The following is a 26,394-nucleotide window of genomic DNA, read 5'->3' as shown; positions in this document are numbered from 1 at the left end:
CACATGCAGACAACGCTCCGTCCGGATTGTGAACAAGGCATGGCGTCCCGCTGGGCCTTTGGCATAGAAACTTGGCATGTTCTGGGTCCTTCTCCTGCTCATGGCCTGGGCCGTCGCCGGCACGGCGTGCACGCGGCTGTGCCTGGCCGCCGTCAGAGCGGCGGCCGTCGACGCGGACGACGCGGGCAAGGGACACGATCTGACGCTCTACGAGGCCGCGTTCCTCTCGGGCGGCCCCGCGCGGGTCGCCGATCTGACACTGGTCTCCATGGCGCGCCAGCACCGGCTGCTGCTCGCCCACACCGGCTGGGCGACCGTCGTCGACCCGCGCGGCCGGGACCCCATCGAGCGGTCGGTGATCGGCGCGATCGGACCCGAGGGGCAGTCCCGGATCGCCCCGGTGCGGGCCACGGCGGCGGCCACGGACGCGGTGCGCGACGTGGCGGACCGGCTCGTCGACGCGGGTCTCGCCGTACCGGACGGCACCCGTGCGACGGTGGCCTCCGGGGTCCGCCAAGTGCGGGCCGCCGCGCTCGCCGTGCTGGTGCTGGGCGGGATCGCGCTGCTGACGCCCGGGGCCGAGATGCCGCGCGGGCTGGTCGCGCTCTGGTTCGCGCTGCCGCTCGCGCTGACGCTGAGCTGCCTGGCCATCGCCCGGGTCGAGGTGCACCCGTACTCGCACTGGGCCTCCCCGGCCGGTCAGCAGCTGCTCGGCACCCTGGCCCGGCACGCGGGCGGCGACGCCGACGACCGTACGTATCTGACCTCGGTGGCCGTGCGCGGTATCCGCGCGGTCGGCGAACCGGATCTGCGGGCCGCGTTCGCGCACCGGGAGCAGTACCGCGAGCAGTTCGACGGGTGGCGGCGCTGACCTGGGTCGTGTCCGTAAAGTCCCGTCGTCCGCCCGGAAGCCTTCGTACTGGGCGTACTTGGGCTTTCGGGCGGTGCGGCGAGCGTGCGTGCCGGGCGTCGCGAGACAGACGGGACTTCGCGGACACGGCCTCGGCGTGAGAGCGCGCCGAGGGGCGCACGGGGGGCATTGGGGCCGACACCGGCCCGGTGGTGCTTGCCTTCGCGGACGGCCGAACGAAACATCCCTTTTGTTGCAGCCGTGCTCCGAAGGGATACGCCACCATGCGAGCCGCCGCCCTGTACTCGGCCGCCGGGTCCTTGCTCCTGACCACCCTCGCCGCCGCCCCGGCCACCGGTACGCCGGGCGTCGTCGAGTCGGCGGGCACCGCGCTCGCCGCCGCGCACGCCCGCGCGCGGGGCATCGACTTCGGGACGTGCGCGGACGCGCAGGACATGCCCGGCACCATGGAGTGCGGCACGGTCTCCGTCCCGCTCGACTACGCGCACCCGGACGGCCGGCAGATCAGACTGACCGTCAGCCGCGTCCGGGCCACCCACAAGGACCCGCACAACAGCAAGCGCAGAGTCCCCCGCCAGGGCTCCCTGGTCTACAACCCCGGCGGCCCCGGCGCCTCCGGCCTCTACTTCCCGCTGATCGGCCTGCTCCCCGAGTGGAAACGCGTCGCGTCGGCCTACGACCTCGTCGGCTACGCCCCGCGCGGGGTCGACAAGTCGGCACCACTGTCCTGCGAGGACCCCAAGCACTTCTTCAAGGCGCCGTCGCAGTCGCCCGCCCACCCCTCGGAGTCGTACAAGAAGGAGCGTGTCGCGGAGGCCAAGGCCTATGCGCGCGGCTGCGCCCGGCGCTCCGGGAGCAAGCTGCGGTTCTACAACTCCCTCAACAACGCCCGCGACCTGGACGTCCTGCGCGCCGCCCTCGGCGAGGACAGGCTGACGTTCATGGGCGCGTCCTACGGCACCTACTTCGGGGCGCTGTACGCGACGCTGTTCCCCTCGCACGTACGGCGGATGGTCTTCGACTCGGCGGTGAACCCGGACCCCGAGCAGATCTGGTACCGCAACAACCTCGACCAGTCGGCCGCGTTCGAGGGCCGCTGGGCGGACTTCCGGGAGTGGATCGCCGAGCACGACGACGTGTACGGGCTCGGTGACACGGCCGCGAAGGTGCTGCGCAGCTACGAGAAGGCCTCGGCGCGGCTGGCCGAGAAGCCGGCGGGCGGCAAGGTGGGGCCCGCGCAGTTGCAGGGCGCGATCCTGTCGGCCGGGTACTACGACGACTACTGGCCGCACACCGCGGCGGCGCTGTCGGCCTATCTGAAGGGCGACCCCAAGCTGCTGGTGCAGCAGGCGGGGCCGACGCCCCAGGCGGCCGTCGAGGCGGAGAACGGCAACGCGGTGTACACGGCCGTCGAGTGCAACGACGCGCCCTGGCCGACCGAGTGGAGCGTCTGGGACCGGGACAACACGCGGCTCGCGCGCGTGGCGCCGTTCGAGACGTGGGACAACGTGTGGATGAATCTGCCCTGCGCGTACTGGCCCGCGCCGCGTCAGCAGCCCCTCGACGTGCGGACCGGGCCCGGGGAGCTGCCGCCGGTGCTGATCATGGCCGCCGAGCGGGACGCGGCCACGCCCTACGACGGGGCGCTCGAGTTGCAACGGCGGCTGTCCGACTCGGTGTTGGTGACCGAGCGGGACGCGGGGACCCATGGGATCGCGGGTGGGGCCAACAAGTGCGTGAACGGCTATCTGGACGCCTACCTGCTGGACGGGCGGTTGCCGGAGCGGCGCGCCTCCTGCGCGCCGCACGCGGAGCCGAAGCCCGCGCGTGCGGGCGGCTGAGCGGTCCGGCGGTCAGGCCAGGCCCGCCACCAGGTCGCCGATGTCCTTGCGGCGGCCGGTGTAGAACGGGACCTCCTCGCGGACGTGCATACGGGCCTCGGAGGCCCGCAGGTGGCGCATGAGGTCGACGATGCGGTACAGCTCGTCGGCCTCGAAGGCCAGGAGCCATTCGTAGTCGCCCAGGGAGAAGGAGGCGACCGTGTTGGCGCGGACGTCCGGGTAGCCGCGGGCCATCTTGCCGTGGTCGGCGAGCATCCGACGGCGGTCCTCGTCGGGGAGCAGGTACCAGTCGTAGGAGCGCACGAACGGGTACACGCTGACGTAGTTGCGCGGGGTCTCGTCGGCCAGGAAGGCCGGGATGTGCGAGCGGTTGAACTCGGCGGGGCGGTGCAGCGCCATGTTCGACCAGACCGGCTCCAGGGCGCGGCCCAGCCGGGTGCGGCGGAAGAGGTTGTACGCCTCCTGGAGCTGGTCGGCGGTCTCGGCGTGCCACCAGATCATGAGGTCGGCGTCGGCGCGCAGGCCCGACACGTCGTACGTGCCGCGGACGGTCACGTCCTTCGCGGCGAGCTGGTCGAACAGCTCCTGGACCTCGTCGGCGTATCCCGCGCGGTCCTCGGGCAGTACGTCCTTCAGCTTGAAGACGGACCACAGGGTGTAGCGGATGACCTCGTTGAGGTCCTTGGCCAGCTTGCCCTTGTTCGGGACACGGCCGGGCTCGGTGGTGGGGGCGTCGTCGCTCATGGGCCTATTCTCCCGCTCCGCCGGACGCGCCCGGCACCGGGTCGCCGGTCACCCGCTCGACGGCCGCGTACGCGCTCGCGATGGTGGCCGGGATGCCGACCCCGTCGTAGGCCGCGCCGCACACGGCGAGGCCGGGCAGCTTGGCGACGTGTTCGCGGACGCGGGCCACGCGCGCGTGGTGGCCGACCGGGTACTGGGGCAGGCCGTCGGTCCACCGGGTGACGCGGCTGTCGAGGGGGGTGGCGGCCAGGCCGGTGGCCTCGCGCAGGTCGTGGCGCGAGACGTCGACCAGGTCGGTGTCCTCGCGCTCCAGGACCGCCGTCTCGCCGTAGCGGCCCACCGAGGTGCGCAGGACCAGTACGTCCGGGTTCCCGTCGGCGATCCAGCCCCACTTCTGGGAGGCGAAGGTGGCTGCCTTGATGGTCCGGCCGTCGACCGGCGGTACCAAGAATCCGCTGCCTTCGGGGAGTTGAACGTCCGCTCTGCGGTAGGCGAGGGTGACCAGGGCCATCGACGCGTACTCGATCGCGCTCAACTCGGCGGCGGCGCCCGGCACTTCGTCCCGCAGCAGGGCGGCGGCGGCCGGTGCGGGTACGGCGACGATCACCGCGTCGGCGTCGAGGACGCGGTCCCCGGCGACGACCCGCCAGCCGGCCGCTCCGCTCCGGCGGAGTTCCGTCACCGGTGTGCCGGTCAGGATCTCGGCGCCCCGCGCGCGGGCCGACTCCGCGACGGCGAGCGGGAGTTCGCCCACTCCGCCCGCGATGCCCATGAAGACCGGGCCGGTCTGCTGTGCCGCGGCGGCCCGCTCCTGGATGCCCCGGACGGCCTCGGTGAGGGAGTCGTGGCTCCGGGCGGCCTGGAAGAGCTGGGGGACGGCGGAGCGCATCGAGATGCGGTACGCGTCGCCCGCGTATACCCCGCCCAGGAGGGGTTCGACGAGGCGGTCGACGACCTCACGGCCGAGGCGGGCCGCCACGTACTCGCCGACCGCGACGTCCTCGCCGACCTCCGTGCGGGGCAGCTGAGCGTCGCGCTCGATGCGGTGCAGGCCCTCCTCCGAAAGGACCCCGGCGAGGGCGGCGGCGGTGCCCGGGACGCCCATGACGTGGCCCTTGGGCATCGGGCGCAGGGCACCCCGGGTCCAGAGCGCGGCGGTGGCGGTGGCGGGCGGCTGGAGGCGGTCGGTGAGGCCGGCCTCGCGGGCCAGCGCGACGGCCTCGGGGCGGCGGGCGAGCATCGACTCGGCGCCGAGGTCCACGCGGGCGCCCGCGATCTCGCCGGGCAGCAGCTTGCCGCCGACCCGGTCCGACGCCTCGACGACCGTCACGCGCACGCCCGAGTCCAGCAGCCGGTGCGCGGCGGCCAGTCCGCCGATCCCGGCGCCGATGACGACGACGTGCCCTGTACCCGTACGAGTCTCCACTTCGCGCATGTCCCCAGCCTCTCAGACCCCACTGACAGTCCGACTCCGGCCCGGTGTCCGCGGTGAGTCCCGACCGTGACCGCTTCGGAACCACAGGAGGCCAACGTCCCGGCGGGTCCCGGCGTCGAAGGAGCGTCAGTCGTCACGACGACCCTCGGGGGTACCGACCCATGCGCACACGACACTCCGTACGGCCCGTCCAGGCCCTCACCGGGCTCCTGCTGGCCGCGGCCCTGGCCCTGACCGGATGCAGCGCCGGCGCCGACAAGACCAGCGCGAGCGATGCCGCCGGGGACGCCAAGGCCGCGGCTCCGGGCACCGCTCAGAAGGAGGGCGCGTCGGGCAGCGGCACCGCCAAGAACACGAACTCCCTGCCCAAGCTGACCACGAGCAGCATCATCCGTACGGCCTCGCTGTCCGTGCGGGTCAAGGACGTGCCGAAGGCCCTCGACGAGGCCCGCACCACGACCGAGAACGCGGGCGGCTTCGTCGGCGACGAGACGACCACCCGCGACGGACAGGGCAACGAGCGCACCCGGGTCGTCCTGCGGGTGCCCACCGACAAGTACGACGAGGTCCTCGCCGATCTGGAGGGCACGGGCCGGCTGCTCGACCGGACGGCGAAGGCCCAGGACGTCACCGACCAGGTCGTGGACGTGGCGAGCCGCATCGCCTCGCAGCGGGCCAGCGTGGCACGCGTGCGTGAACTGATGGACCGGGCGACCAAGTTGAGCGACGTGGTGGAGCTGGAGGGCGAGCTGAGCACCCGCGAGTCCGACCTGGAGGCGCTGCTCGCCCGGCAGTCCTCCCTGAAGGACCGCACCAGCCTCGCCACCATCACGCTGTCCCTGTCGCAGACCCCGGCGGCGAAGCCGGCCGCGAAGGACGACTCCCCCGGCTTCGTGGACGCGCTGGCGGGCGGCTGGCACGTCTTCGTGACGATGCTGCGCTGGATCGCCCTGGCGCTGGGCGCGGCGCTGCCGTTCGCGGCGGTGGCGGCGCTGCTGGTCGCGCTGTGGCTGCGCCTCGTACGGCCGCGCCGGACCGCCGCCCTGCCGACGGCGACGGGCGTGGGACCGCTGTCGGCGGCCCGGCCGGTGGGCGAGGAGGAGCGGGGCGGACAGGACTGAAGTCGGCGGTCCCCGTAGCGTGTTCGCATGGACATGAGCCGTGCGAGGGGTACCCGGGAACGACTGGTCGTCATCGGCGGTGACGCCGCCGGCATGTCCGCGGCGTCACAGGCCCGCCGTCTCAAGGGGCCGGACGAGCTGGAGATCGTGGCCTTCGAGCGGGGCCACTTCACCTCGTACTCGGCGTGCGGCATCCCGTACTGGGTGGGCGGTGACGTGTCGGCTCCGGAGGAGCTGATCGCCCGCACTCCGCAGGAGCACCGGGCGCGGGACATCGACCTGCGGATGCGTACCGAGGTCGTGGAGCTGGACGTCGCGGGCGGGCGGGTACGCGCGCGTGACGTCGATTCCGGGGCCGAGTCCTGGACGTCGTACGACAAGCTCGTGATCGGGACCGGGGCGCGGCCCGTCCGTCCGGACCTGCCGGGGATCGACGCGCCCGGGGTGCACGGGGTGCAGACGCTCGACGACGGGCAGGCGCTGCTCGACTCGCTGGCACGCACGCCTGGGCGGCGCGCGGTGGTGGTGGGCGCCGGGTACATCGGGGTGGAGATGGCGGAGGCGTTCGTCAACCGCGGGTATGACGTGACCGTCGTCAACCGGGGCAAGGAGCCGATGTCGACGCTCGACCCGGACATGGGCCGTCTGGTGCACAAGGCGATGGAGGGCCTGGGCATCACCATGGTCAACGACGCGCGGGTCACCGGGCTGCGCACCGGGGACGACGGGCGGGTGCGGGCCGTGGTCACCCAGGACGCGGAGTATCCGGCGGACGTCGTGGTGCTGGGGATCGGGGTGCGGCCCGAGACGACCCTCGCCGAGGCGGCCGGGCTGCCCCTGGGGCAGCACCGCGGGCTGCTGACCGACATGGCGATGCGGGTGCGCGGGCACGAGAACATCTGGGCCGGGGGCGACTGCGTCGAGGTGCTCGACCTGGTCTCCGGGCAGGAGCGGCACATCGCCCTGGGGACGCACGCCAACAAGCACGGGCAGGTCATCGGCACCAACGCGGGCGGCGGTTACGCGACCTTCCCGGGGGTGGTCGGTACGGCCGTGAGCAAGGTGTGCGATCTGGAGATCGCGCGCACCGGGCTGCGCGAGAAGGACGCCCACCGCGCGGGGCTGCGTTTCGAGGCGGTCACCATCGAGTCGACCAGCCGCGCGGGCTACTACCCGGCGGCCTCCCCGATGACGGTGAAGATGCTCGCCGAGCGCCGTACCGGACGTCTTCTGGGCGTGCAGATCGTCGGCCGGGAGGGTGCCGCGAAGCGGGTCGACATCGCGGCGGTCGCCCTCACGGCCCGTATGACGGTGGAACAGATGACGGCCCTGGACCTGGGGTACGCGCCACCGTTCTCCCCCGTGTGGGACCCGGTCCTGGTGGCGGCCCGCAAGGCGACCGCCAAGGTCCAGGCCGGTCCTCGTTGAACGATCCGACGACGCTGGGCGTCGAAGGTGTTCCTAGGCCGTGCCGTTGATGCGGTCTATGGCCTGCCGTGCCTGCTCGGCGGGTGGCCTGGAGGGCAGCGAGGACACCGACGCGCTCGGCGGCATCATCGCGGCGGGCTGCGGCGCGGCCTGCTTCGCGTGGGCGCCCAGGGCCGTGGACCGCAGCCGGTTGCTGACCGCCTCGTCCAGGGTCACCGGGCGCTGCATCTGCGCGGCGAGGCGTCCCGCTTCCTGGCCGAGCTTGGCGACGTCCTCCCAGGGGAGGCGCACCACCAGGGAGATCTCGGCCTCGCCGTCGGGCGTGGCGTGCATCTGAGGGGAAATCCGGTCGTTCATCGCCTGTTCCTCACGTCGTCCCCGCGACACGCCTTCCCCGCACCGCGGGCGGTTGAGGAGTCATACGCACCGGCGGACGGCGGTGTTCACCGGTTCGCCGCGCGGATCGGGGGCACTAATCCCTTGTGGTCATCCCCGTCCATGACGTGAACCCGGTGCGCCGCACCCCTTGGGTGACGTACGCGCTCATCGCAGCGAACGTGCTGGTCTTCCTGGCCACGCCCGGAATGGCGGGCTCGGTGGCGGGCGGCAGCGACCTCTCGCAGCTGTGCCATCTCCAGGCGTTCCTGGACCACTACGCGGCCGTGCCACGGGAGTTGATCCACCACCAGATGCCGCAGCTGGTCCCCACCGGTGCCGTGCAGAACGGCCCGGGCGGCGCCGGTTGCGCGCTCGCCCCGCCGGGTTACCACAAGTCGGCGCCGCTGAGCGTCCTGACCGCGATGTTCCTGCACGGCAGCTGGATCCATCTGCTGGGCAACATGCTGTTCCTGATGATCTTCGGCAACAACGTCGAGGACCGCATGGGCCACATCCGCTTCACGCTCTTCTACGTGGTGTGCGGTTACGCGGCGGGCTACGGCTTCGCGCTCCTGAACGCCGACTCCGGGGACCCGCTGATCGGCGCCTCCGGGGCCATCGCCGGTGTCCTGGGCGCCTATCTGGTGCTGTACGCGAAGGCCCGGGTGTGGGTCCTGGTGCCGTTCCTGTTCTTCCTGCCGCTGCGTCTGCCGGCCTGGCTGGTGCTGGGCTTCTGGTTCGTGCTCCAGGCGTTCTACTCGGCCGGCGAGGGCGTCTCCGAGGCGGGCACGGTCGCGTACGCGGCGCATGTCGTCGGGTTCCTGGCGGGCATGCTGCTGGCCTGGCCGCTCAAAGCGGGCACTCCCCCGCCGCCGGAACCGCGCGGCCTGCTGTTCGGCAGGCGGGCGCGGCCCCGGCACACGTGGTGAGCGGGCTCAGCGGGCCGTCTCGGTGTGGACGAACTCGGTGAGCCGGGTGAGCGCGTCCGGGTCGGTGGACGGCATCACGCCGTGCCCGAGGTTGAAGATGTGGCCCTCCAGGTCCTTCGCGTCGTGGAGGACCTCGCGGGTCTTCGCCTCGACGGCCGCCGTGGAGGCGAACAGGACGGCCGGGTCGAGGTTGCCCTGGAGCGCCTTGCCGGGGCCGACCCGGCGGGCGGCCTCGTCCAGCGCCACGCGGTAGTCGACGCCGACGACGTCCGCGCCGGCCTCGCCCATGAGCCCCAGCAGTTCGCCGGTGCCGACGCCGAAGTGGATGCGGGGGACGCCGTAGCCCTCGACGGCCTTGAGGACCTTCGCCGAGGCGGGGAGCACCGAGCGGCGGTAGTCGGCGGGGGCCAGGGCGCCGGCCCAGGAGTCGAAGAGCTGGACGGCGCTGGCGCCCGCCTCGATCTGGACCTTGAGGAAGGCGGCCGTGATGTCGGCGAGGCGGTCGAGGAGGTCGGCCCACAGCTCGGGGTCGCCGTACATGATCGCCTTGGCGTTCTCGTAGGTGCGGGAGGGGCCGCCCTCGACGAGGTAGCTCGCGAGGGTGAACGGCGCGCCGGCGAAGCCGATGAGGGGGGTGGCGCCGAGTTCGGCGGTCAGCAGACCGATGGCCTCGGTGACGTAGGAGACGTCCTCGGGGGTGAGGTCGCGCAGCCGGGCCAGGTCGGCGCGGGTGCGGATCGGCTTCTCCACGACCGGGCCGACGCCGGGCTTGATGTCGAGGTCGAGGCCGATGGCCTTGAGCGGGACCACGATGTCGCTGAAGTAGACCGCCGCGTCCACGCCGTGCCTGCGCACCGGCTGGAGGGTGATCTCGGCGACCAGCTCGGGCCGGGTGCAGGACTCCAGCATGGGGATGCCCTCGCGCACCTTGTGGTACTCCGGCAGCGAGCGCCCGGCCTGCCGCATGAACCACACGGGTGTGTGCGGAACGGGCTCGCGCCTGCACGCCTTCATGAAGGCGGAGTCGTAAGTGGCGGTCGGCTGCTGGCCCGTGGGGCTCTGGTTGACACTCACGGGGGCAAGTCTCGCACGGCGCCGGAAGGCGATTGCACGGTGTGCGCGACCGAAGAGCGGGTGTCTAGGCCCGCACGATGCCTCCGTTCCCCTTAATCTTCCCGCATGGCTGCGGCTCAGGGACGACTGTCGGACGGCGCTGACGGAATGGACGACTCCAAGGAGGGGGACCGGGATGGGGGCGGTACGGCACCGCCGGCTTTCCAGGCCGCGGTCCAGGCCCTGCGGAACGGTCGGCTGCGACCGCAGATCGAGATCGACCCCACACCGGCGCCCCAGCGCCTGGCTCCCTTCGCGTACGCGCTGGAGGCCGCTGTGGTCGACGGCGACCAGGACCTGGCGGACGGCCGCCTGGTGCTGCTGCACGACCCGGCCGGGCACGACGCCTGGCACGGCACGTTCCGGCTGGTGACGCTGGTGCGCGCGGAGCTGGAGCCGGAGATGGCGGCGGATCCGCTGCTCCCGGACGTGTGCTGGTCATGGCTGACCGGCGCGCTCCAGACCCGCGGTCTGACCTACGGCGAGCCGAGCGGCACGGTGACCCGCGCGAGCTCGCACTACTTCGGCGGGCTGTCCGAGCGCCCCTCGGCCTCGCAGATCGAGATCCGCGCCTCGTGGACACCGCGCGAGGGGCTCGGCGGCGTCCCGGACACGGCGGCGCATCTTGCCTCCTGGTGCGATCTGCTGGCCCAGGTCGCGGGCCTGCCGCCGGCGGGTCCGGGCGACGCGTCCATCGTCACGCTGCCGCAGCGCCGGGGTCCGCAGTCACGCTGAGCCTTACCGGAGGCACACCGAGGTCTTACCCCTCGCTTTCGGTGTCTTTGTCGATACGGCCACTTTCAATCACGAGCAGTCGCTCGAACGAGCCGTTTCGTTCACCGAACGATCGACAGCGTGTCCGAATTGCACTGATTGCTACTCACTAAATCGTGATCTTTCTCTAAAGGACCGCGGGTTTGCTGCCGAAGACGACTGTGACCTTGAAAGTCGTCCCACACCCAGGAGGCCTGGTGTCCGTTCTCCTTGAGCAGCCCGCAAGCCTGGTCGCCTACCGCCCGAACAAGCCGACCGCCATGGTGGTCGTGGCCGACCCGCGCGTCCGCTCCACCGTCACCCGCCACCTGTGGGCGCTCGGTGTGCGCGACGTCATCGAGGCCTCGTCCGTCGCGGAGGCTCGTCCCCGCATCGGCAACCCCCGCGACATCTGTGTGGCAGACGTCCACCTTCCGGACGGCTCCGGACTCACCCTGCTCTCCGAGACGCGAGCCGCGGGCTGGCCCAACGGCCTGGCCCTGTCCGCCGCCGACGACATCGGCGCCGTGCGCAACGCCCTCGCGGGCGGCGTCAAGGGCTACGTCGTCACCGGCACCCGTACGAACGTCGGGCTCCCCACCCGACCCGGCGCCGCCCCCATCGGCTCCGCCGCCGCCCGTATGCACCGCCGCCCCCCGGGTGCCCCGAGCCACCCGGGCGGCTACCGCGAACTGTCCGGCCGCGAGGTCGAGGTGCTCCGCCTGGTCGCGGAGGGCCAGTCGAACAAGGCGATCGGCGTCTCCATGGGCCTGTCCGCACTGACCGTCAAGAGCCACCTCGCCCGCATCGCCCGCAAGCTCGGCACGGGCGACCGCGCCGGCATGGTCGCGGTGGCCCTGCGCACCGGAATCATCCACTGACCCCGTCCCGGAACCACGTCCTCCACTCCCCCGCCGAGCCGTGAACCTGATCTTTCACTTACCTGACTGGTTTACGACCCCCAGACGCCCGTCGACGGAACGTTCCGTCGGCGGGCGTTGTCCATACACGGATACCCTTGACACGTGACCGACGCCCAAGAAACCGCAGCAGACAGCTCACTGCGAACCACCGGAGGCGCCCCTCCGGACGACGTCGAAACGGCGCCGATCCCCTTGCTCGAACCCCGGGAGGGCATTCCGCCCGTGATCGCCGACGAGGACGCCCTCGCCGAGACGATCGCGGCCTTCGCCGCCGGCACGGGCCCCCTCGCCGTCGACGCCGAGCGCGCGTCCGGCTACCGCTACGGACAGCGCGCCTATCTGGTGCAGCTGCGCCGCGAGGGCGCGGGCACCGCGCTCATCGACCCCGTCGCCTGCCCCGACCTGTCGGGCCTCGGCGAGGCCGTCTCCGGCGTCGAGTGGGTGCTGCACGCGGCCACCCAGGACCTGCCGTGCCTGCGGGAGATAGGCATGGTGCCGACGCGGCTCTTCGACACCGAGCTGGCGGGTCGGCTCGCCGGATTCCCGCGGGTCGGCCTGGGTGCGATGGTCGAGAACGTCCTCGGTTTCGTCCTGGAGAAGGGACACTCCGCCGTCGACTGGTCCACCCGCCCGCTGCCCGAGCCGTGGCTGCGCTACGCGGCCCTGGACGTGGAGCTCCTGGTGGACCTGCGGGACGCCCTGGAGAAGGAGCTGGACCGCCAGGGCAAGCTGGAGTGGGCCCGCCAGGAGTTCGCCGCGATCGCGGCGGCGCCGCCCGCCGAACCCCGCAAGGACCCGTGGCGCCGCACGTCCGGCATGCACAAGGTACGGCGGCGCCGGCAGCTCGGTGTCGTCCGCGAGCTGTGGCAGACGCGGGACCGGATCGCGCAGCGCAGAGACGTGTCGCCGGGGAAGGTGCTGTCCGACGCGGCGATCGTGGAGGCCGCGCTGTCGCTGCCCGCCGACGCGCAGGCGCTGGCCGCGTTGAACGGGTTCGGGCACCGGATGGGCCGGCGCCAGCTGGAGCAGTGGCAGGCGGCCGTCGACCGGGCGAAGGCGCTTCCCGACTCCGCGCTGCCGCAGCCGGGGCAGCCGGTCACCGGGCCGCCGCCGCCCCGCGCCTGGGCGGACAAGGACCCGGAGGCCGCGGCCCGGTTGTCCGCGGCGCGCTCCGCGGTGTCGGCGGTGGCCGAGCGGCTCAACATGCCCCAGGAGAACCTGATCACGCCGGACACCGTCCGGCGGGTCTGCTGGGAGCCGCCGAAGAACGCGGACGCGGAGTCCGTGGGGGCCGCGCTGGCGGGGTACGGCGCGCGGCCCTGGCAGGTGGAGCAGGTGACGCCGGCGCTGGTGGGGGCTTTGACCGCCAAAACGCCGTAAAGGGCGTCCGCCGCATCGCGGGCGCGGGTCCGTCGCAGCCGGTCCCGCCCGCGCGGCGGAGTCGCATATGACACGGCCCCATGCCCCTTCGGGGTGGCTCCGGGGGTCGCGGGAACGACCAGATCGCGCCAAGATCCTCGGGCCGGGGTGATGTGACGTTCGCCGCTGTCCGCTCCGGGACTGGGCAGTGACGTTACTCGCAAGTAGCATGGGCGCTGAGCGCGCGCTCAGCGCTTGCGCGTCGCAGCAGTGCCATCCCGCACCCTGGAGGAGAGCCAATCGTGCCTCGTACCGTCAGGGACGTCGTCTTCGTAGACGGCGTCCGTACCCCGTTCGGCAAGGCGGGCCCGAAGGGCATCTACCACGAGACCCGGGCCGACGACCTCGTCGTGAAGGCCATCCGGGAGCTGCTGCGCCGCAACCCCGGGCTCGACCCGGCGAAGATCGACGAGGTCGCCATCGCCGCGACCACGCAGATCGGCGACCAGGGCCTGACCCTGGGGCGGACCGCGGGCATTCTCGCCGGGCTGCCGCAGTCGGTGCCCGGCTACTCCATCGACCGCATGTGCGCGGGCGCGCTGACCGCCGTCACCACCACCGCGGGCTCCATCGCCTTCGGTGCCTACGACGCCGTCATCGCCGGTGGTGTCGAGCACATGGGCCGCCACCCCATGGGCGAGGGCGTGGACCCGAACCCGCGGTTCGTGAGCGAGAAGCTGGTCGACGACTCCGCGCTGTTCATGGGCATGACCGCGGAGAACCTGCACGACCGCTACCCGCACATCACCAAACTGCGCGCCGACGAGTACGCGGTGCGCTCGCAGGAGAAGGCCGCCAAGGCGTACGCCAACGGCAAGATCCAGCAGGACCTGGTGCCGATCTCGGTGCGCAACACCAACTCCGAGGTGGGCGAGACCGGTTGGGGTCTGGTCACCGCCGACGAGCCGATGCGTCCGGGCACCACCCTGGAGAACCTGGCCGGGCTGAAGACCCCGTTCCGCGTGCACGGCCGGGTCACCGCGGGCAACGCGGCCGGTCTGAACGACGGCGCCACCGCGTCGATCATCGCGAGCGAGGACTTCGCCCGCGAGAACGGCCTGCCGGTCAGGATGCGGCTCGTCTCGTACGCCTTCGCGGGCGTCGAGCCGGAGGTCATGGGCTACGGCCCGATCCCGGCGACCGAGAAGGCGCTCGCCAAGGCGGGCCTCGGCATCGGTGACATCGGCCTCTTCGAGGTCAACGAGGCCTTCGCCGTACAGGTGCTGGCCTTCCTGGACCACTACGGCATCGCGGACGACGACGAGCGCGTCAACCAGTACGGCGGCGCGATCGCCTTCGGTCACCCGCTGGCCTCCTCGGGCGTCCGCCTGATGACGCAGCTGGCCCGCCAGTTCGAGGAACAGCCGCACGTCCGCTACGGCCTGACGACGATGTGCGTCGGCTTCGGCATGGGCGCCACGGTCATCTGGGAGAACCCGCACTTCGAGGGGGACAAGTGAGCACCACCACCGAGCTTCTGAAGGGCGCGGCCGAGCTGTTCCCGGACGAGGTCGTGACGTCCGCGCACGTCCGCCACCTCGAACTGCCGTACGGCGCCGGGCGGTTCGCGCTCATCACGCTGGACAACGGCTTCGACCACACCAAGCCGACCACCTTCGGCCCGGCCTCGCTGGCGAACCTGGACACCGCCATCGACCAGGTCGAGAAGGAGGCGGCGGCCGGCGAGATCGTCGGTGTCGGCATCACCGGCAAGCCGTTCGTCTTCGCCGTCGGCGCGGACCTCAAGGGCGTCGAGCTGCTGAAGAACCACTCCGACGCGCTCGCCATCGGCAAGGGCGGCCACGAGGTCTTCAAGCGCCTCGCGGACATCGCGGTGCCGACCTTCACGTACTACAACGGCGCGGCCATGGGCGGCGGCGTCGAGGTCGGTCTGCACTGCGAGTACCGCACGGTCTCCAAGCACATCGCGGCCTTCTCCCTCCCCGAGGTCTTCCTCGGTCTCGTCCCCGGCTGGGGCGGCTGCACGCTGCTGCCGAACCTGATCGGCGCCGAGAAGGCCGTCTCGGTGATCATCGAGAACAGCCTCAACCAGAACAAGCAGCTCAAGGGCCAGCAGGTCTTCGACCTCGGGATCGCCGACGCGCTCTTCGAGGGCGCCGACTTCCTGGAGCAGTCGCTGATCTGGACGGCGAACGTCCTCAAGGGCGAGATCAAGGTCGAGCGTCCGGCGATCGACCGCGGCGAGGCCTGGGACCAGGCCGTCGCCAAGGGCCGCTTCATCGCGGACTCCAAGGTGCACGGCGCGGCCCCGGCCGCCTACCGCGCCCTCGACATCGTCGAGGCCGCGAAGAACGGCGACCTCCAGCAGGGCTACGACGCCGAGGACCTGGCGCTCGCCGACCTGATCATGGGCGGTGAACTCCGCGCCGGCATCTACGCGTTCAACCTCGTGCAGAAGCGCGGCAAGCGACCTGCGGGCGCGCCCGACAAGTCGCTGGCGCGTCCGGTGACGAAGGTCGGCGTGGTCGGCGCGGGCCTGATGGCCTCGCAGCTCGCCCTGCTCTTCCTGCGCCGCCTCGAAGTACCGGTCGTCCTCACGGACATCGACCAGGAGCGCGTGGACAAGGGTGTGGGCTACGTCCACGCCGAGATCGACAAGCTGCTGCTGAAGTCCCGTATCAACCAGGACAAGGCCAACCGCCTCAAGGCCCTGGTGACCGGTGTGCTGGACAAGGCCGAGGGCTTCGCGGACGCGGACTTCATCATCGAGGCCGTGTTCGAGGAGATCGGCGTCAAGCAGCAGGTGTTCGCGGAGGTCGAGGCGGTCGCCCCGGCGCACGCGATCCTCGCCACCAACACCTCCTCGCTGTCCGTCTCCGAGATGGCGTCGAAGCTGAAGAACCCCGAGCGGGTCGTCGGCTTCCACTTCTTCAACCCGGTCGCGATCCTGCCCCTGTTGGAGATCGTGCGCGGCGAGCAGACCGACGACGCCTCGCTCGCGACCGCGTTCGCGGTGGCCAAGAAGCTGAGGAAGACGGCGGTGTTGGTGAAGGACGCCCCGGCGTTCGTCGTCAACCGCATCCTCACCCGCTTCATGGGCGAGATCCAGAACGTCATCGACGAGGGCACCCCGGTCGCGGTCGCCGAGAAGGCCGTCGAGCCGCTCGGCCTGCCCATGTCCCCGCTGGTCCTGCTGGAGTTGGTCGGTCCGGCCATCGGCCTGCACGTCTCGGAGACCCTCAACCGGGCCTTCCCGGACCGCTTCACGGTCTCCCCGAACCTCGCGGCCGTCGTCAAGGCGGGCAAGCGCGGCTTCTACGTCTACGACAGCGGGAAGCCCGAACTCGACCCCGAGGTCGCCGCGTTGCTCCAGCAGGGCGACTCCGTGCTGAGCGAGGAGCAGGTGCGCGACCGGGTCCTGGACGCGGTCGCGCAGGAGATCGGCCTGATGCTCGACGAGGGTGTCGTCGCCGAGGCCCAGGACATCGACCTGTGCCTGATCACGGGCGCCGGCTGGCCCTTCCACCTGGGCGGCATCACGCCGTACCTGGACCGGGAGGGTGTGTCGGAGCGGGTGAACGGCAAGCCGTTCCTGGCTCCGGGTCTGGCGAGCGTGCCCGCCTAGTCCCTGGCCCCTAGCCCCTTGTCACGGTGCCCGGTACATCGGCCGATGTACCGGGCACCGGCGTGTCAGGGGACGTCCTCGACATGGACGACGCGCAGTTCGGTGCCGTCCTGGTCGCGCTTGGCCCGGCCGTGCATGCCGACCGCGAGGTGCGAGGGGTCGTCGGGCTCGTCGGTCGCGACGAAGGTGACGACGTCCCGGTGGTGGCTCGTCACCAACCAGCCCTCGCCGTTCTTGAGTTCGAGCACGCGGAAGTCGCCCGCCGAGGTCGCCACCTGTACGGGGCCGAACTCGCGCAGGATCGCGGTGGCCTGTCCGGCGGGCTCGCCCTCCGGCTCCTCAAGCAGCACGCAGGTGCCGTGCTCGAACAGGACCCACGGCTTCTCGGAGCCGCCGAGGATGAGCCGCCAGACGGCGATGAGTGATTCGGTGTCCACGGTGGCCATCATGGCGCACTCACACCTCGCGCCACGCCTCCAGGGCCAGGCCCGGCTCGTCCTTCCTTCTGGTGAGCAGGAGTTGGCCGGTGGACGGGGACAGCGTCGCGGCGACGACGCGGTCGTTCTCGTCCAGGGCGAGCGACACCTCGGCGTCGGACGGGAGTTGGGGGCCCGACTCGGTCCACCAGGCGCCCGCCGACTCCTGCTCGGTGGGGTACGCGGCGAACGCGACCCGGCCGCTGGCCGAGCGCTGGGCGAGCAACGTGCAGTCGTGGCCGTCGAGTTCGCAGCGCACGGCGGAGACCGGCCCCGGGCCCGCGGAGGGCAGCAGGGTGAGCGGTTTGCCGCCCGGGCGCCAGACGCAGAGGTCGCCGGAGTCGTCCGTGTAGTAGAGGGTGGTCGTCTCCGGGGAGGTGGCCAGCGCGCGGAGCGTACCCGGTCTGATCCTGGCTTCCATCGCCTCCTCCAGGACCGGCTGCCCGCCGGGCTCGGGCTGGCGCCAGCGCAGGATCGCGCCGGGCACCGCCGCGTACAGCTCGACCGTGCCGGACTCCCCGGTCACCGCGGCCAGGTCCTCGTGGACGTCGCTGCCCTTGAGGTCGCGCCACGGTTCCCAGCCGCCCTTCTCCCGCTGGGCCAGCATGCTCACCCCGCCCGCCTTGTTGCGCACGAAGAGGTGGGCCCGTCCCTCGGCGTCGACCGCGACCGCCGGGACACCGGTGTGGTCGCCCTTCTTGTCCGGGTGACCGACCGGGGTCCAGTCGAGGGCGGTGAGCCGGGGCCGGAAGTGCGTGGAGTGGACCAGTCCGGACTCGCCGGGCAGCGTGGGCCGCCAGGACACCAGGTGGGCGTAGCCGTCCGCGCCCTGTCCGATGCCGAGCCGCCCGGGGTGCAGCCGCTGGTCGCCGCCCACTGTGCGCGGGGCGCCCCAGGGGCCGTCGGGGCCGCGTTCGGCCCGGCACAGGACGGCGTCGTCCGAGGGCAGATAGACACTGAGCCGGCCGTCACGGCCGCGTATGAGCCAGTCGCCGTTCACCGGTTCACTCTAATTGGGGCGGGTCCTCGCGCGCGGGGCGGGTCCTTGGCCACGGGCCGCCGCCCGCCCCCGTGGGACCCTGTCCCCATGGACGAGGACGCTCCCCTGCTCGTGGTCGTCGACGGCGCGAACGTGGTCGGCTCGGTGCCCGACGGCTGGTGGCGGGACCGCCGGGGCGCGGCGGAGCGACTGCGCGACCGGCTGGCGGCGGACGGGGTGCCGGGCCGCCCGGACCCCGTGGAGATCGTCCTGGTCGTGGAGGGCGCGGCCCGTGGCGTGGCGTCCGTCCCGGGTGTACGGGTGGAGTCGGCACCCGGCAGCGGGGACGACCGGATGGTCGAACTGGTCGCCGGCGCGGCCGGCCGGGTCTGTCTCGTGGTGACGGCCGACCGTGAACTGCGGCGCAGGGTGACGGAGTTGGGCGCCGAGGTCACCGGGCCGCGTGCGGTGCGTGGTGCGCGCCCCGATCGCTAAGTCCCGCTTGCACCGAATTGGCGGCCTTCACACCCGGGGCCGGTCAGGCTAAACAGGCATAAGCTGGCCTTCTTCGGTCAGGTTTTCGACATTCTGGTCACTTTCCAGTGACGGGGTGACGCCGACACGAGAAGCTGACTCAATGGTGCCCGTCGTTCTGAGAGGATTCCGGCAATCTTGACGGCCGGTGGACGGGAGGCAGGAGTGGCGCGTGCCGCTCACATCAGAGACGGGCGCGAGCTCGTTTTCGATTCCTGGGGTGACCCGCAAGGCCACCCCGTCTTTCTGCTGCACGGAACCCCCGGCAGCCACCAGGGCCCCCGCCCGCGGTCGATGGTGCTGTACCAGCTCGGCATCCGCCTGATCGCCTACGACCGTCCCGGCTACGGCGGTTCGACACGTGTGAAGGGCCGGAAGGTCGTCGACGCCGCAGCGGACGTGGAGGACCTCGCCGACTTCCTGGGGCTGGACGACTTCTCCGTCGTGGGCAGGTCAGGAGGCGGTCCGCACGCGCTCGCCTGTGCCGCGAAGCTGTCCGACCGGGTGCGCAGCGCCGCCGTCCTGGTGAGCCTGGCGCCGCCGGACGCCGAGGACATGGACGACTGGTTCGAGGGGATGACCGAGTCCAACGTCCGCGAGTACCGCAACGCCCGGGAGAACCAGAACCTGTTGCAGTCCACCCTGGTGCAGAACGCGGACGCCATGCGGGCCAACCCCATGGCGCTGCTGTCGGACCTGGACGGCGAGATGCCCGACGTGGACCGGCAGGTGGTGGCGGACGCCGGTATCCGGCGGATGCTGCACGAGAACTTCAAGACCGGGATCGAGCTGAACGCGGACGGCTGGATCGACGACGCCATCGCCTTCAGCACGCCGTGGGGCTTCGACCCCAAGGAGATCACCGTGCCGACCCTGCTGTGGCACGGCGAGCACGATGTGTTCTCCCCCGTCGAGCACTTCAGGTGGCTGGCGGGCCGGATCGAGCACGCCACCGTCGTCCTCCAGCCGTCGGCGGCGCACTTCGCGGCCGTCCCGGTGCTGCCCGAGGTGCTGGGCTGGCTCCGGGAGCGGGCCAGGGCGGGCGCCGCCCCGGCCGCCACGGCCTGACGCCCGCCCCGCGACCGGGCGCGGACCGGGCGCGGGCTTCGCCGGACCCGGTCAGATCGGGTGCGGGTCCAGTTCGAGCCCGACCCGCTGGCCGCCGCGCAGCCGGACCACCTTGGAGTGCTCCCCGCCGAGCTTGGCGCTCAGCGCGTCGAGGGTCTCCCGGGCCAGCTGCTCGGCCTCGGTGCCGCGGCCGATCTCCCGGAGCAGGATGGAGAGGTTGCCCCGGCAGGTGAGGGGCGTGGGGTGGTCCGGGCCGAGCCGTACGCACAACTCGTCGTACGCCTGGCGGTAGTTGCGCTCGGCCTTCGTGACATCGCCGAGGGCCGCCTCCGTGTTCGCCAGGTTCATCTGGCAGTTCATGCTGAACGGGTGCTTGGGTCCCATCGTGTTCTGGAGCGCCGTACGCGCCTGCTCGCACACCTCGCGAGCCTCCACCGGGCGGCCGGTCGACAGCAGGTTGATGCTGTGGTTGACCGCGCAGGCAAGGGTGTTGGGGTGGCCCTGGCCGAGTTCGGCGCGGAACCTCTCCAGCAGTTTGGCGGTCTCCTCGCAGGCCTCCTCGTGCCGGTCCGCCGCCGCGAGATGGCCCGCGTGGCCGAGGCGCACCACCAGTGTCTCGGGCGAGGTGTCGCCCAGGCGCCGCCGGGAGATGTCCAGGACGCCCTGGCTGAGGTCGATGGCGTCGTCCAGCATGTCGAGCCGGCGCAGGGTGATGGCGAGCGCCTTCGCCGCCTCCATCGCGGGCGGTGACTCGGGCCCGAGCGCCACGGCCGTCTGGTGGACGGCGCGCAGCGTCTCGGCCGAGGCCTCGTACTCGCCGCAGGAACGCTGGTCGCGGCCGAGGTTGATCAGGGAGAACAGGGTGTACGGATGGTTGGGGCCGAGCGTCTGGGCGCGCAGGTCCCAGTTGTCGTTGTCGACGGCCTTCGCGTCGAAGCAGTCGCCGGCCATGCGCATCGACACGGCCAGGTTGTTCGCCGCGAACAGAGTCCGGGGATGGTCGACGCCCAGGAGGTCCACGGAGCGCTCGTAGGTCTCGCGGTCGATCTCCAGGGCCCTGCCCACCCGGCCGACGGCCCGCAGGTCCGCCGTGTAGCTGCCCGCCGTCATCAGGGTGTGGTTGTCGTCGTCGCCGAGGGCGGCGCGCTGTCGCTCGTAGACGTCCTCGTCGATCTCCAGCGCCCTGCTGTACCAGCCCTGGAAGCGCAGTACGTTGGCCATCTCGAAGCGCAGGTGCAGCGTCCAGCGGTCGTTCGGGCCCGCCTCCTTCTCCCACTTGATCAGCAGCTCCTCGGCGAGCGCCACGGCGTCCGCGTACTCGCCGCGTGCCCGCAGGTAGCGCAGCCACTCGGTCATCAGGAGCCGGATCCGGTCGTCCAGCGAGTCCTTGGTCCACGGTGTCTTCAGGTGGGGCCAAATGGTGTTGTAGCGCGACCAGTTGTCCGGGTGCTCCACATCGCCCTCGGAGGGGCGCGCGCCGCTGAGGACGTTGCGCACGACGCGCAGCGCCTCCTCCTGCTCCTCCTCGGACATCGAGGACCGTACGGCCGCCTGGACGAGCCGGTGCACCTGGATGCTCTTGCTCTTGCGGTCGACCTTGGCGAGGGCGTAGCGGTGCAGTTGCTGGATGGCGCGGGAGACCAGTGCCGTACCGGCGCTGCCCGGCTGGAGTTCGTTGAGGGCGTCGCTCATCTCCCTGCCGTGCACCAGGTTGAAGGAGATGGGGTCGGCACCGAAGTGCGAGCACAGCTGCAACAGCCGCAGCGCGAAAGGGGAGTTGAGCCGCTGGATGGAGATGTTCCAGGTCGCGCCGACCTGGAGCGGGTAGGTTCCGGAGTCCTCGACGGCCTCCAGGGAGGCCAGTTGGGGTTCCAGGAGTTCGAGGTACTCGGTGGCGTCCTGGCCGGTCTCGTTGAGCCAGGCGGCGGCCTGGTCGACGGCCAGCGGCAGGTCGCCGAGCGCTTCCGCGACCCGGTCCGCGTCCTCGGCGCTGATGGCGGACACCCGGTGCAGCAGGTGCTCGACGCTCTCCGTGCGGGAGAAGACGTCGACCTCGACCCGCTCGCCGATCTGGGCCCAGCCCTCGTTGCGGGTGGTGATCAGGACGTGTCCGGCCGGGCTGTTGACGAGGAGCCGCTCGATGGACTCGGGGGTGGTCGCGTTGTCGAAGATCAGCAGCCAGCGGTCGTACTTCGCGCCCCGGCGCAGTTCGTCGCGGACCGCGTCGGCGGTGGCGCTGATGCTGTCGCGCTCGTCGACGTCCAGGTGGGAGGCGAGTTCGGAGTACTGGCGCAGCGCGAGGTCGCCGAACTCCGCCTCGATCCACCAGACGACGTCGTAGTTCCCGCGGTAGCGGTGCGCGTACTCGGTGGCCAGCTGGGTCTTGCCCACGCCGCCCATGCCGTGCAGGAGGGTGGCGGTGCCGGTGTCGGAGAGCCGCAGTCTGAGGTCCTCCAGCAGTTCGGTGCGTCCGGTGAAGGCCGCGTTGCGCACGGGCACGGACCACACGGGCGGCTCCGCGCCGGGGAACCGCGGGCCGCTGCCGGAGCCGTCGGCGGGGTGCTCGCCCTGCACGACCTGGGCGTCCAGCGCCCGCAGCAGGGCCTTCCTGGCCTGTGCCTCGGTCATGTTGCTGAGATGGATCGGCATCCGGTCGGCGAAGGGGTGTTCCAGCCGGGCGTCGCTGACCCGGACCGGTACCAGGGTGCGGCGCGATCCCATCGGGTCGGCGGCGGCCACGGCCTCCCAGACAGCCCTGGCCTGCGGGGACTTCTGGTAGGCGGCGGACAGTACGGCCAGGGTGCGGGAGGCGCCGCGCACCTTGCTGTCGGTGTCGTCGCGCAGCGGTACGCCGGCGGCGAAGCCGTCCTCGGAGCGGGCGTCGCCCACGGTGAAGCCCGCGTCGGCGAGGACCCGCCTGATCCAGTCCGCCCACATCTGGTCCTCGGGCACATGGCTGAGGAAGACATGGGTGGGGTCCGGGGGCCGGCGGCGCACCACGGTCTTGAGGTAGTTCTGGCGCTCCTCGTCGGTCATCGGGACCAGCGAGGTCACCTCGCCCTCGGTGATGACCGCCGTCAGCCGCTCGCAGGCGGCCAACAGCGAGGCGTGGGTGCCGGGTTCGTCGCGGAAGGTCGCGAGGATCTCCTCGTAGGCGTACGTGGGCTTGTACGGCACCTCGACGTTGCCCCAGTAGCTGCGCGGCTCGACGTGCGGGGTGCGGACCAGCAGCTGGTCGAAGGTGAGCCGGACCTTGGCCCGCGCGGCCTCCAGCCGGTCCGCCTCGGAGTCCTCCACCCGCATGGGGACGGGCAGGATGCGGATGCGCCGCTCGCTGTAGGTGTCCTCCACCCGGCGGGCGACGGCGGCGGCGCCCTCGATGCTCTGGTTGTTGTGGGTGAAGCAGTTGACCAGCACATCGGGGAAGTGGATGGTGCAGATGTCGGAGACGTCGCTGAGACCGGTGCGGCTGTCGACGAGGACGTAGTCGTAGCCCTGCCGGAACTGGGCGCACAGCGCGTCGAGGAACTGGCCGCCGTACTGGTCCTCGTAGAAGCGGTTCCAGTTGAACTGGGAGAAGATCGAGGAGTAGTTGCGGTTCTGGCGGCCCGCCGCGAGGTAGTCGAGCCGGCCGCCGCCGGGGAAGCTCCACAGCAGCGGGGAGACCGCGTTGGCGATGTCGGCCTGCTGGGCGATCCACGCCTCGTCGATCTCGGCGCCGTGCATGGCCTCGAACTTGAGGACGTAGTCGTTGATGATTTCGAGCACGCCCCGGCGGTCGTGCGCCGCGTTCGGTTCCAGGAACGGGTACAGGAAGCGGCTGAGTCCCGGTGCCTCCAGGTCCCAGTCGACCACCAGGACGCGTTTGCCCCGGGAGGCCGTGATCCAGGCGGAGTTGGCGAGTGCCATGGTGCGACCGGTGCCGCCCTTGTAGCTGTAGAACGTGACGATCTTGCCGCCGTCGGGGCGGGGGAGCACGCCGGTCACGGTTGGGCCTCCTGGTCACCCTGGGAATCGGCCTCGTCCGGGGCGGGAGCGACCGGTCCGCCGAAAGCGGAGTGGGGGCGCTTCGCCGACGCCCGGGGCCTGGGCGAGGATCGTAGCGGATCTCGGTTGAGGTATTGCTGGGCCGCGCTGTCGGCGAGTTCGGTGAAACGGGAGTTGAACGCCTCGGAGCTCTCGATGCCGGCGGCGGCGCCGCGCTGGATGGCCCGGCCGCCGCTGAGCCTGCGGGGCAGCGCGGAGCGCAGCAGCGCGGCGAGTTCCTCGCGGGCGTCCCGGGTCTGCGGGTCGTCGGCCAGCGGGGTCAGCACGGTCACCCAGGGCAGGTCGCGGGCGTCGAAGGCGCGCAGCCGCTCCAGGGCGGTGCGGTCGTGCAGGATCCAGGGGTCGAGGATGAGGACCCACGGGCTGGTGGCCTCACGCTGTCCGAGGAAGACGGGTTCGGCCTCGTCGTAGGTGTGGATCTCGGGGGCGAAGCCGAGGTTGCGGGCGAGTTCGGCGGTGCGTTCGGCCAGCGGGGTGGCGTAGCCGTCGCTGAAGGGCTGCCAGTCCCGTGGCTCGCGGCCGTACTTGGTGTCCCTGCGGTCGGGCGGCAGATGGTGGACGTCCGGGGCGAGCACGGCGATGCAGAGCGGGTGCCAGGACGAGGCGGCGAACGCGTCGGGGACGGTGTCCAGATCGGTGAACTCCGTTTCGTCCGGGGTGGGTTCGGGTGCCCGGCGGACGGCCTGCATCACGCACTGGGCGATCCGGCGCACGCACTGGTCGTAGTACTCGGGGTGGTCGTAGTACTGCCGCAGCCCGTACAGGCCGCCCTTGGCGTAGCGGAGCTGCGCGGCCTCGTCGACGCGGACCGGGACGGCGGGCCGCTGGGGCACGGGCAGGTCCAGGTCGACCGTGACCGGGCGGGCGGTGGTCGGTACCGGTGTCCACAACGCCGGGATGAGGGTGGCCCGTGGCGCGCGGTGGGTGTAGGCGTACCACTGCCGGCCGCAGTACACGTCGGTGAAGTAGCGGCGGGTGATCAGCGGCACGAAGCTGCGGCAGCGGTGCAGGGCGCGGGCCGTGTCGGCGCCGGTGCGGTCGGCGGCGCCCAGGTAGCCGAGGGCGGGCGAGGGGAAGGGGCCGCTCACTCCGGCGACCGCCCGGTTCAGGTCGGCGTAGAACTCCCGTACGTCCTTGTCGGCCTCGGGGCGGGCCGCGTCGACGTCGCCGACGGGCGAGGGCACGGGGGCGTAACTCAGGAAGAAGTGGGGCGCCTTGTCGCGCTCCCCCTCGGTGGAACGGCCGCCACGCATCAGTGTTCCTCCCCCGCCGAGCCGTTCGGTGAATTGACGAGCTGGTCGAAGAGATCGTCGAAGAGGCTGGGGTCACACGGTTCCAGCCGGGCGGTGACCGCCACTTCGACGATCTCCAGGGCGAGTTGGTAGACCACCTTGCGGTGGGTGGGGTGACGTCCGTGGTTGCGCAGGCCGAGCAGGCCCAGCTCCGTGTAGTCGGTTCCGAGGTCCTGGTGGTCGTACTGGACGTCCGCGTAGGGGCGGGGGATCTCCTCGCGCCGCAGTCCGTTCCACAGCACCGGGACGACGGCGTTGCGGGTGAACCTGCCCTGGGCGCGCTGGAGTTGCTGTCTGCGTTCGAAGCACTGCCATTCCAGCGCGCACCATTCGCTGCTGAACAGGCGCCGGGACAGCACCGGCACCAGGACCTGGCAGTGCGCGAGGCGGAGTTTCAACTCGTCCTCCCAGCCGGTGCCGAGCTGGATCCGCGTGTCCAGGTAGACCGCGGGGGTCTTGGCGTCCAGGTCCGTGATCTGCAACAGATGGTCCGTCAGTTCCGCGTGGAAGTCCCGCAGTTGTCTGTCGGGCGGTCTGTGGTTCTCCGGTACGTGGGGCGCGCGGCCGTAGCTGAGGAAGCCGTAGGACCGCTGGACGCCCCGGTGCGCGCGGTGCTGGTCGCGCTCATCCATGGTCGGCCCCCGCGGAGAGGTCCCGGGGCGCGGCGCGGCCGGCGGCCATCCACTCGGCGGAGGTGTCGACGGCCCAGCGCAGCGGGAGCAGCCGGCTGTCGGCGGCGCCGACCGGGCCGCGCGCGATGTGGTCGCGCGCGCCCGGGGCCCGGGTCTCCAGCCAGTGGCCGAGCCGGCCGAAGTCGCTGTCGTCGAGGTCGACGTCGACGAAGCCGGTCCAGCGCGGGCCGTCGTCGGTCAGCACCCGGCAGTCGTAGCGGCGGCGGGCCGCGCCGGGCTGCCAGTACTCCGCGAGGTGGAAGGCCGAGCAGGTCTCGTACCCGACGCCCAGCAGCAGGACGTACGCCTCTTCCTCGTACAGCCGGCCGAGGGGTGACCGCTCGCCGAGCAGGCAGTCCAGGGCGTGCCCGGCGGTGATCCGGGCGGCCCGGGGGCCGAGCGCGGCGAAGGACGTCTGCGGGTGGGTGCTGCGCACGGCGGACGGGGCGACCCGCACCTCCTCCGCCAGCCGTCCCATGCCGCAGGAGGGGGTGGAAGCCGCGCTGAAGGGCTCCATGCCCTCACGGTAGGACAGGAGTTGATGTCGTGTCAGGCCTTGCGTCAAGCGGAGGTACGTCCGTGATGTCAACGAATTTCCCTCGGTGAACGTGGGCACCACCAAGGTGCCCTCCGGGCCGAGCGCGCACCGCAGCGCGCGTAGCGTCGCGAAGCCGCCGCCGTGGACCCGGCCGACGGAGCGCGAGGACGCGTGCATCAGCAGCGTCATGCCCTTCTCGACGCCGAGTTCGCGCAGGTCGGCGGTGAGGGAGAGCGCGGTGTGCATCC

The 26,394-nt window shown here is 71.8% G+C and carries 22 protein-coding genes; 12 read left to right on the top strand and 10 right to left on the bottom strand.

Going from position 1 to position 26,394, the window contains the following annotated elements:
* The first annotated feature begins 76 nt into the window (after positions 1-76).
* Positions 77-871 (top strand): TIGR04222 domain-containing membrane protein, encoded by a 795-nt coding sequence (locus ACIQPR_RS41680; protein WP_403660251.1) that lies wholly within the window; start codon positions 77-79, stop codon positions 869-871.
* 263 nt (positions 872-1,134) lie between these two features.
* Positions 1,135-2,712: an alpha/beta hydrolase gene (locus tag ACIQPR_RS41675; RefSeq protein WP_403660248.1), complete on the top strand. Its 1,578-nt coding sequence runs from the start codon at positions 1,135-1,137 to the stop codon at positions 2,710-2,712.
* Between the two features lie 12 nt (positions 2,713-2,724).
* Here the strand turns inward: ACIQPR_RS41675 and hemQ are convergent, their stop codons facing one another.
* Both hemQ and hemG read right to left on the bottom strand, forming a co-directional pair.
* The gene (hemQ, locus tag ACIQPR_RS41670) at positions 2,725-3,456 is read right to left on the bottom strand and encodes a hydrogen peroxide-dependent heme synthase (RefSeq protein ID WP_403660245.1); all 732 of its coding nucleotides are present in this window, start codon (positions 3,454-3,456) and stop codon (positions 2,725-2,727) included.
* 4 nt (positions 3,457-3,460) lie between these two features.
* A complete protein-coding gene (hemG, locus tag ACIQPR_RS41665; protein WP_403660242.1) occupies positions 3,461-4,891 on the bottom strand; it encodes a protoporphyrinogen oxidase in 1,431 nt (476 codons plus the stop codon).
* 161 nt (positions 4,892-5,052) lie between these two features.
* Here hemG and ACIQPR_RS41660 point away from each other — a divergent pair, with 161 nt between their 5' ends.
* Together ACIQPR_RS41660 and ACIQPR_RS41655 are read left to right on the top strand one after the other, a co-directional pair.
* Positions 5,053-6,012: a DUF4349 domain-containing protein gene (locus ACIQPR_RS41660; RefSeq protein ID WP_403660239.1), complete on the top strand. Its 960-nt coding sequence runs from the start codon at positions 5,053-5,055 to the stop codon at positions 6,010-6,012.
* 27 nt (positions 6,013-6,039) lie between these two features.
* A complete protein-coding gene (locus tag ACIQPR_RS41655; protein WP_403660236.1) occupies positions 6,040-7,440 on the top strand; it encodes an FAD-dependent oxidoreductase in 1,401 nt (466 codons plus the stop codon).
* Between the two features lie 33 nt (positions 7,441-7,473).
* Here the strand turns inward: ACIQPR_RS41655 and ACIQPR_RS41650 are convergent, their stop codons facing one another.
* Positions 7,474-7,797 (bottom strand): hypothetical protein, encoded by a 324-nt coding sequence (locus ACIQPR_RS41650; protein ID WP_403660233.1) that lies wholly within the window; start codon positions 7,795-7,797, stop codon positions 7,474-7,476.
* A 125-nt stretch (positions 7,798-7,922) separates the two neighbouring features.
* Between ACIQPR_RS41650 and ACIQPR_RS41645 the strand changes: the two genes are divergently transcribed.
* Positions 7,923-8,747: a rhomboid family intramembrane serine protease gene (locus tag ACIQPR_RS41645; RefSeq protein WP_403660230.1), complete on the top strand. Its 825-nt coding sequence runs from the start codon at positions 7,923-7,925 to the stop codon at positions 8,745-8,747.
* A gap of 6 nt (positions 8,748-8,753) precedes the next feature.
* Here the strand turns inward: ACIQPR_RS41645 and hemE are convergent, their stop codons facing one another.
* Positions 8,754-9,821, bottom strand: a complete 1,068-nt coding sequence (gene hemE / locus ACIQPR_RS41640; protein WP_403660228.1) for a uroporphyrinogen decarboxylase — start codon at positions 9,819-9,821, stop codon at positions 8,754-8,756.
* A 147-nt stretch (positions 9,822-9,968) separates the two neighbouring features.
* On the opposite strand from hemE, the gene ACIQPR_RS41635 reads away from it, so the two are divergent.
* From ACIQPR_RS41635 to ACIQPR_RS41615, 5 genes are all read left to right on the top strand, one after another.
* The gene (locus ACIQPR_RS41635; RefSeq protein ID WP_403660297.1) at positions 9,969-10,595 is read left to right on the top strand and encodes a DUF3000 domain-containing protein; all 627 of its coding nucleotides are present in this window, start codon (positions 9,969-9,971) and stop codon (positions 10,593-10,595) included.
* A gap of 236 nt (positions 10,596-10,831) precedes the next feature.
* Entirely contained in the window at positions 10,832-11,494 is a 663-nt protein-coding gene (locus ACIQPR_RS41630) for a response regulator transcription factor (protein ID WP_019073943.1), read from the top strand.
* 144 nt (positions 11,495-11,638) lie between these two features.
* Positions 11,639-12,916 (top strand): HRDC domain-containing protein, encoded by a 1,278-nt coding sequence (locus ACIQPR_RS41625; RefSeq protein WP_403660224.1) that lies wholly within the window; start codon positions 11,639-11,641, stop codon positions 12,914-12,916.
* Positions 12,917-13,197: 281 nt separating this feature from the next.
* Positions 13,198-14,415, top strand: coding sequence for a thiolase family protein (locus ACIQPR_RS41620; protein WP_403660221.1), 1,218 nt, complete (start codon positions 13,198-13,200; stop codon positions 14,413-14,415).
* Positions 14,412-16,541, top strand: a complete 2,130-nt coding sequence (locus tag ACIQPR_RS41615; RefSeq protein ID WP_403660218.1) for a 3-hydroxyacyl-CoA dehydrogenase NAD-binding domain-containing protein — start codon at positions 14,412-14,414, stop codon at positions 16,539-16,541. Before ACIQPR_RS41620 ends, ACIQPR_RS41615 begins: the two co-directional genes overlap by 4 nt.
* A gap of 65 nt (positions 16,542-16,606) precedes the next feature.
* On the opposite strand, the gene ACIQPR_RS41610 is transcribed toward ACIQPR_RS41615, so the two are convergent.
* Both ACIQPR_RS41610 and ACIQPR_RS41605 read right to left on the bottom strand, forming a co-directional pair.
* On the bottom strand, positions 16,607-16,987 hold the full coding sequence (locus ACIQPR_RS41610; RefSeq protein ID WP_403660294.1) for a hypothetical protein: 381 nt from the start codon (positions 16,985-16,987) through the stop codon (positions 16,607-16,609).
* 10 nt (positions 16,988-16,997) lie between these two features.
* Positions 16,998-18,017 carry a hypothetical protein gene (locus ACIQPR_RS41605; protein WP_403660215.1) on the bottom strand — a complete coding sequence of 340 codons (1,020 nt, stop codon included), beginning with the start codon at positions 18,015-18,017 and terminating at the stop codon, positions 16,998-17,000.
* 87 nt (positions 18,018-18,104) lie between these two features.
* Between ACIQPR_RS41605 and ACIQPR_RS41600 the strand changes: the two genes are divergently transcribed.
* Positions 18,105-18,491 carry an NTP pyrophosphohydrolase gene (locus ACIQPR_RS41600; protein WP_403660213.1) on the top strand — a complete coding sequence of 129 codons (387 nt, stop codon included), beginning with the start codon at positions 18,105-18,107 and terminating at the stop codon, positions 18,489-18,491.
* A 204-nt stretch (positions 18,492-18,695) separates the two neighbouring features.
* On the top strand, positions 18,696-19,598 hold the full coding sequence (locus ACIQPR_RS41595; RefSeq protein WP_403660210.1) for an alpha/beta fold hydrolase: 903 nt from the start codon (positions 18,696-18,698) through the stop codon (positions 19,596-19,598).
* Positions 19,599-19,649: 51 nt separating this feature from the next.
* On the opposite strand, the gene fxsT is transcribed toward ACIQPR_RS41595, so the two are convergent.
* From fxsT to ACIQPR_RS41575, 4 genes are read right to left on the bottom strand one after another with little or no spacing between them, the layout of a single operon-like run.
* Positions 19,650-23,585: an FxSxx-COOH system tetratricopeptide repeat protein gene (fxsT, locus tag ACIQPR_RS41590; RefSeq protein WP_403660207.1), complete on the bottom strand. Its 3,936-nt coding sequence runs from the start codon at positions 23,583-23,585 to the stop codon at positions 19,650-19,652.
* On the bottom strand, positions 23,582-24,898 hold the full coding sequence (gene fsxC / locus ACIQPR_RS41585; protein ID WP_403660204.1) for an FxsC protein: 1,317 nt from the start codon (positions 24,896-24,898) through the stop codon (positions 23,582-23,584). The genes fxsT and fsxC overlap by 4 nt, the downstream gene beginning before the upstream one ends.
* Positions 24,898-25,569 carry a TIR-like protein FxsC gene (locus tag ACIQPR_RS41580; protein WP_403660201.1) on the bottom strand — a complete coding sequence of 224 codons (672 nt, stop codon included), beginning with the start codon at positions 25,567-25,569 and terminating at the stop codon, positions 24,898-24,900. Before ACIQPR_RS41580 ends, fsxC begins: the two co-directional genes overlap by 1 nt.
* Entirely contained in the window at positions 25,562-26,392 is an 831-nt protein-coding gene (locus ACIQPR_RS41575) for an aminoglycoside N(3)-acetyltransferase (RefSeq protein ID WP_403660198.1), read from the bottom strand. Before ACIQPR_RS41575 ends, ACIQPR_RS41580 begins: the two co-directional genes overlap by 8 nt.
* Between the last annotated feature and the right edge of the window lie 2 nt (positions 26,393-26,394).

It is taken from the genome of Streptomyces sp. NPDC091280 (assembly GCF_044768565.1).
GTDB lineage: Bacteria > Actinomycetota > Actinomycetes > Streptomycetales > Streptomycetaceae > Streptomyces.
The sequence above is the reverse complement of the archived record's forward strand: the minus strand, read 5'-3'. Positions and strand labels throughout refer to the sequence as shown.

Bases quoted from the DNA above. Each gene is read 5' to 3' on its own strand.
- ACIQPR_RS41655 (WP_403660236.1), top strand. From the start codon at position 6,040: ATGGACATGAGCCGTGCGAGGGGTACCCGGGAACGACTGGTCGTCATC.
- hemQ (WP_403660245.1), bottom strand. From the start codon at position 3,456: ATGAGCGACGACGCCCCCACCACCGAGCCCGGCCGTGTCCCGAACAAG.
- ACIQPR_RS41580 (WP_403660201.1), bottom strand. From the start codon at position 25,569: ATGGATGAGCGCGACCAGCACCGCGCGCACCGGGGCGTCCAGCGGTCC.
- ACIQPR_RS41635 (WP_403660297.1), top strand. From the start codon at position 9,969: ATGGACGACTCCAAGGAGGGGGACCGGGATGGGGGCGGTACGGCACCG.
- ACIQPR_RS41610 (WP_403660294.1), bottom strand. From the start codon at position 16,987: ATGGCCACCGTGGACACCGAATCACTCATCGCCGTCTGGCGGCTCATC.
- ACIQPR_RS41650 (WP_403660233.1), bottom strand. From the start codon at position 7,797: ATGAACGACCGGATTTCCCCTCAGATGCACGCCACGCCCGACGGCGAG.
- ACIQPR_RS41675 (WP_403660248.1), top strand. From the start codon at position 1,135: ATGCGAGCCGCCGCCCTGTACTCGGCCGCCGGGTCCTTGCTCCTGACC.
- ACIQPR_RS41575 (WP_403660198.1), bottom strand. From the start codon at position 26,392: ATGCACACCGCGCTCTCCCTCACCGCCGACCTGCGCGAACTCGGCGTC.
- ACIQPR_RS41660 (WP_403660239.1), top strand. From the start codon at position 5,053: ATGCGCACACGACACTCCGTACGGCCCGTCCAGGCCCTCACCGGGCTC.
- fsxC (WP_403660204.1), bottom strand. From the start codon at position 24,898: ATGCGTGGCGGCCGTTCCACCGAGGGGGAGCGCGACAAGGCGCCCCAC.
- hemG (WP_403660242.1), bottom strand. From the start codon at position 4,891: ATGCGCGAAGTGGAGACTCGTACGGGTACAGGGCACGTCGTCGTCATC.
- ACIQPR_RS41680 (WP_403660251.1), top strand. From the start codon at position 77: ATGTTCTGGGTCCTTCTCCTGCTCATGGCCTGGGCCGTCGCCGGCACG.
- ACIQPR_RS41600 (WP_403660213.1), top strand. From the start codon at position 18,105: ATGGACGAGGACGCTCCCCTGCTCGTGGTCGTCGACGGCGCGAACGTG.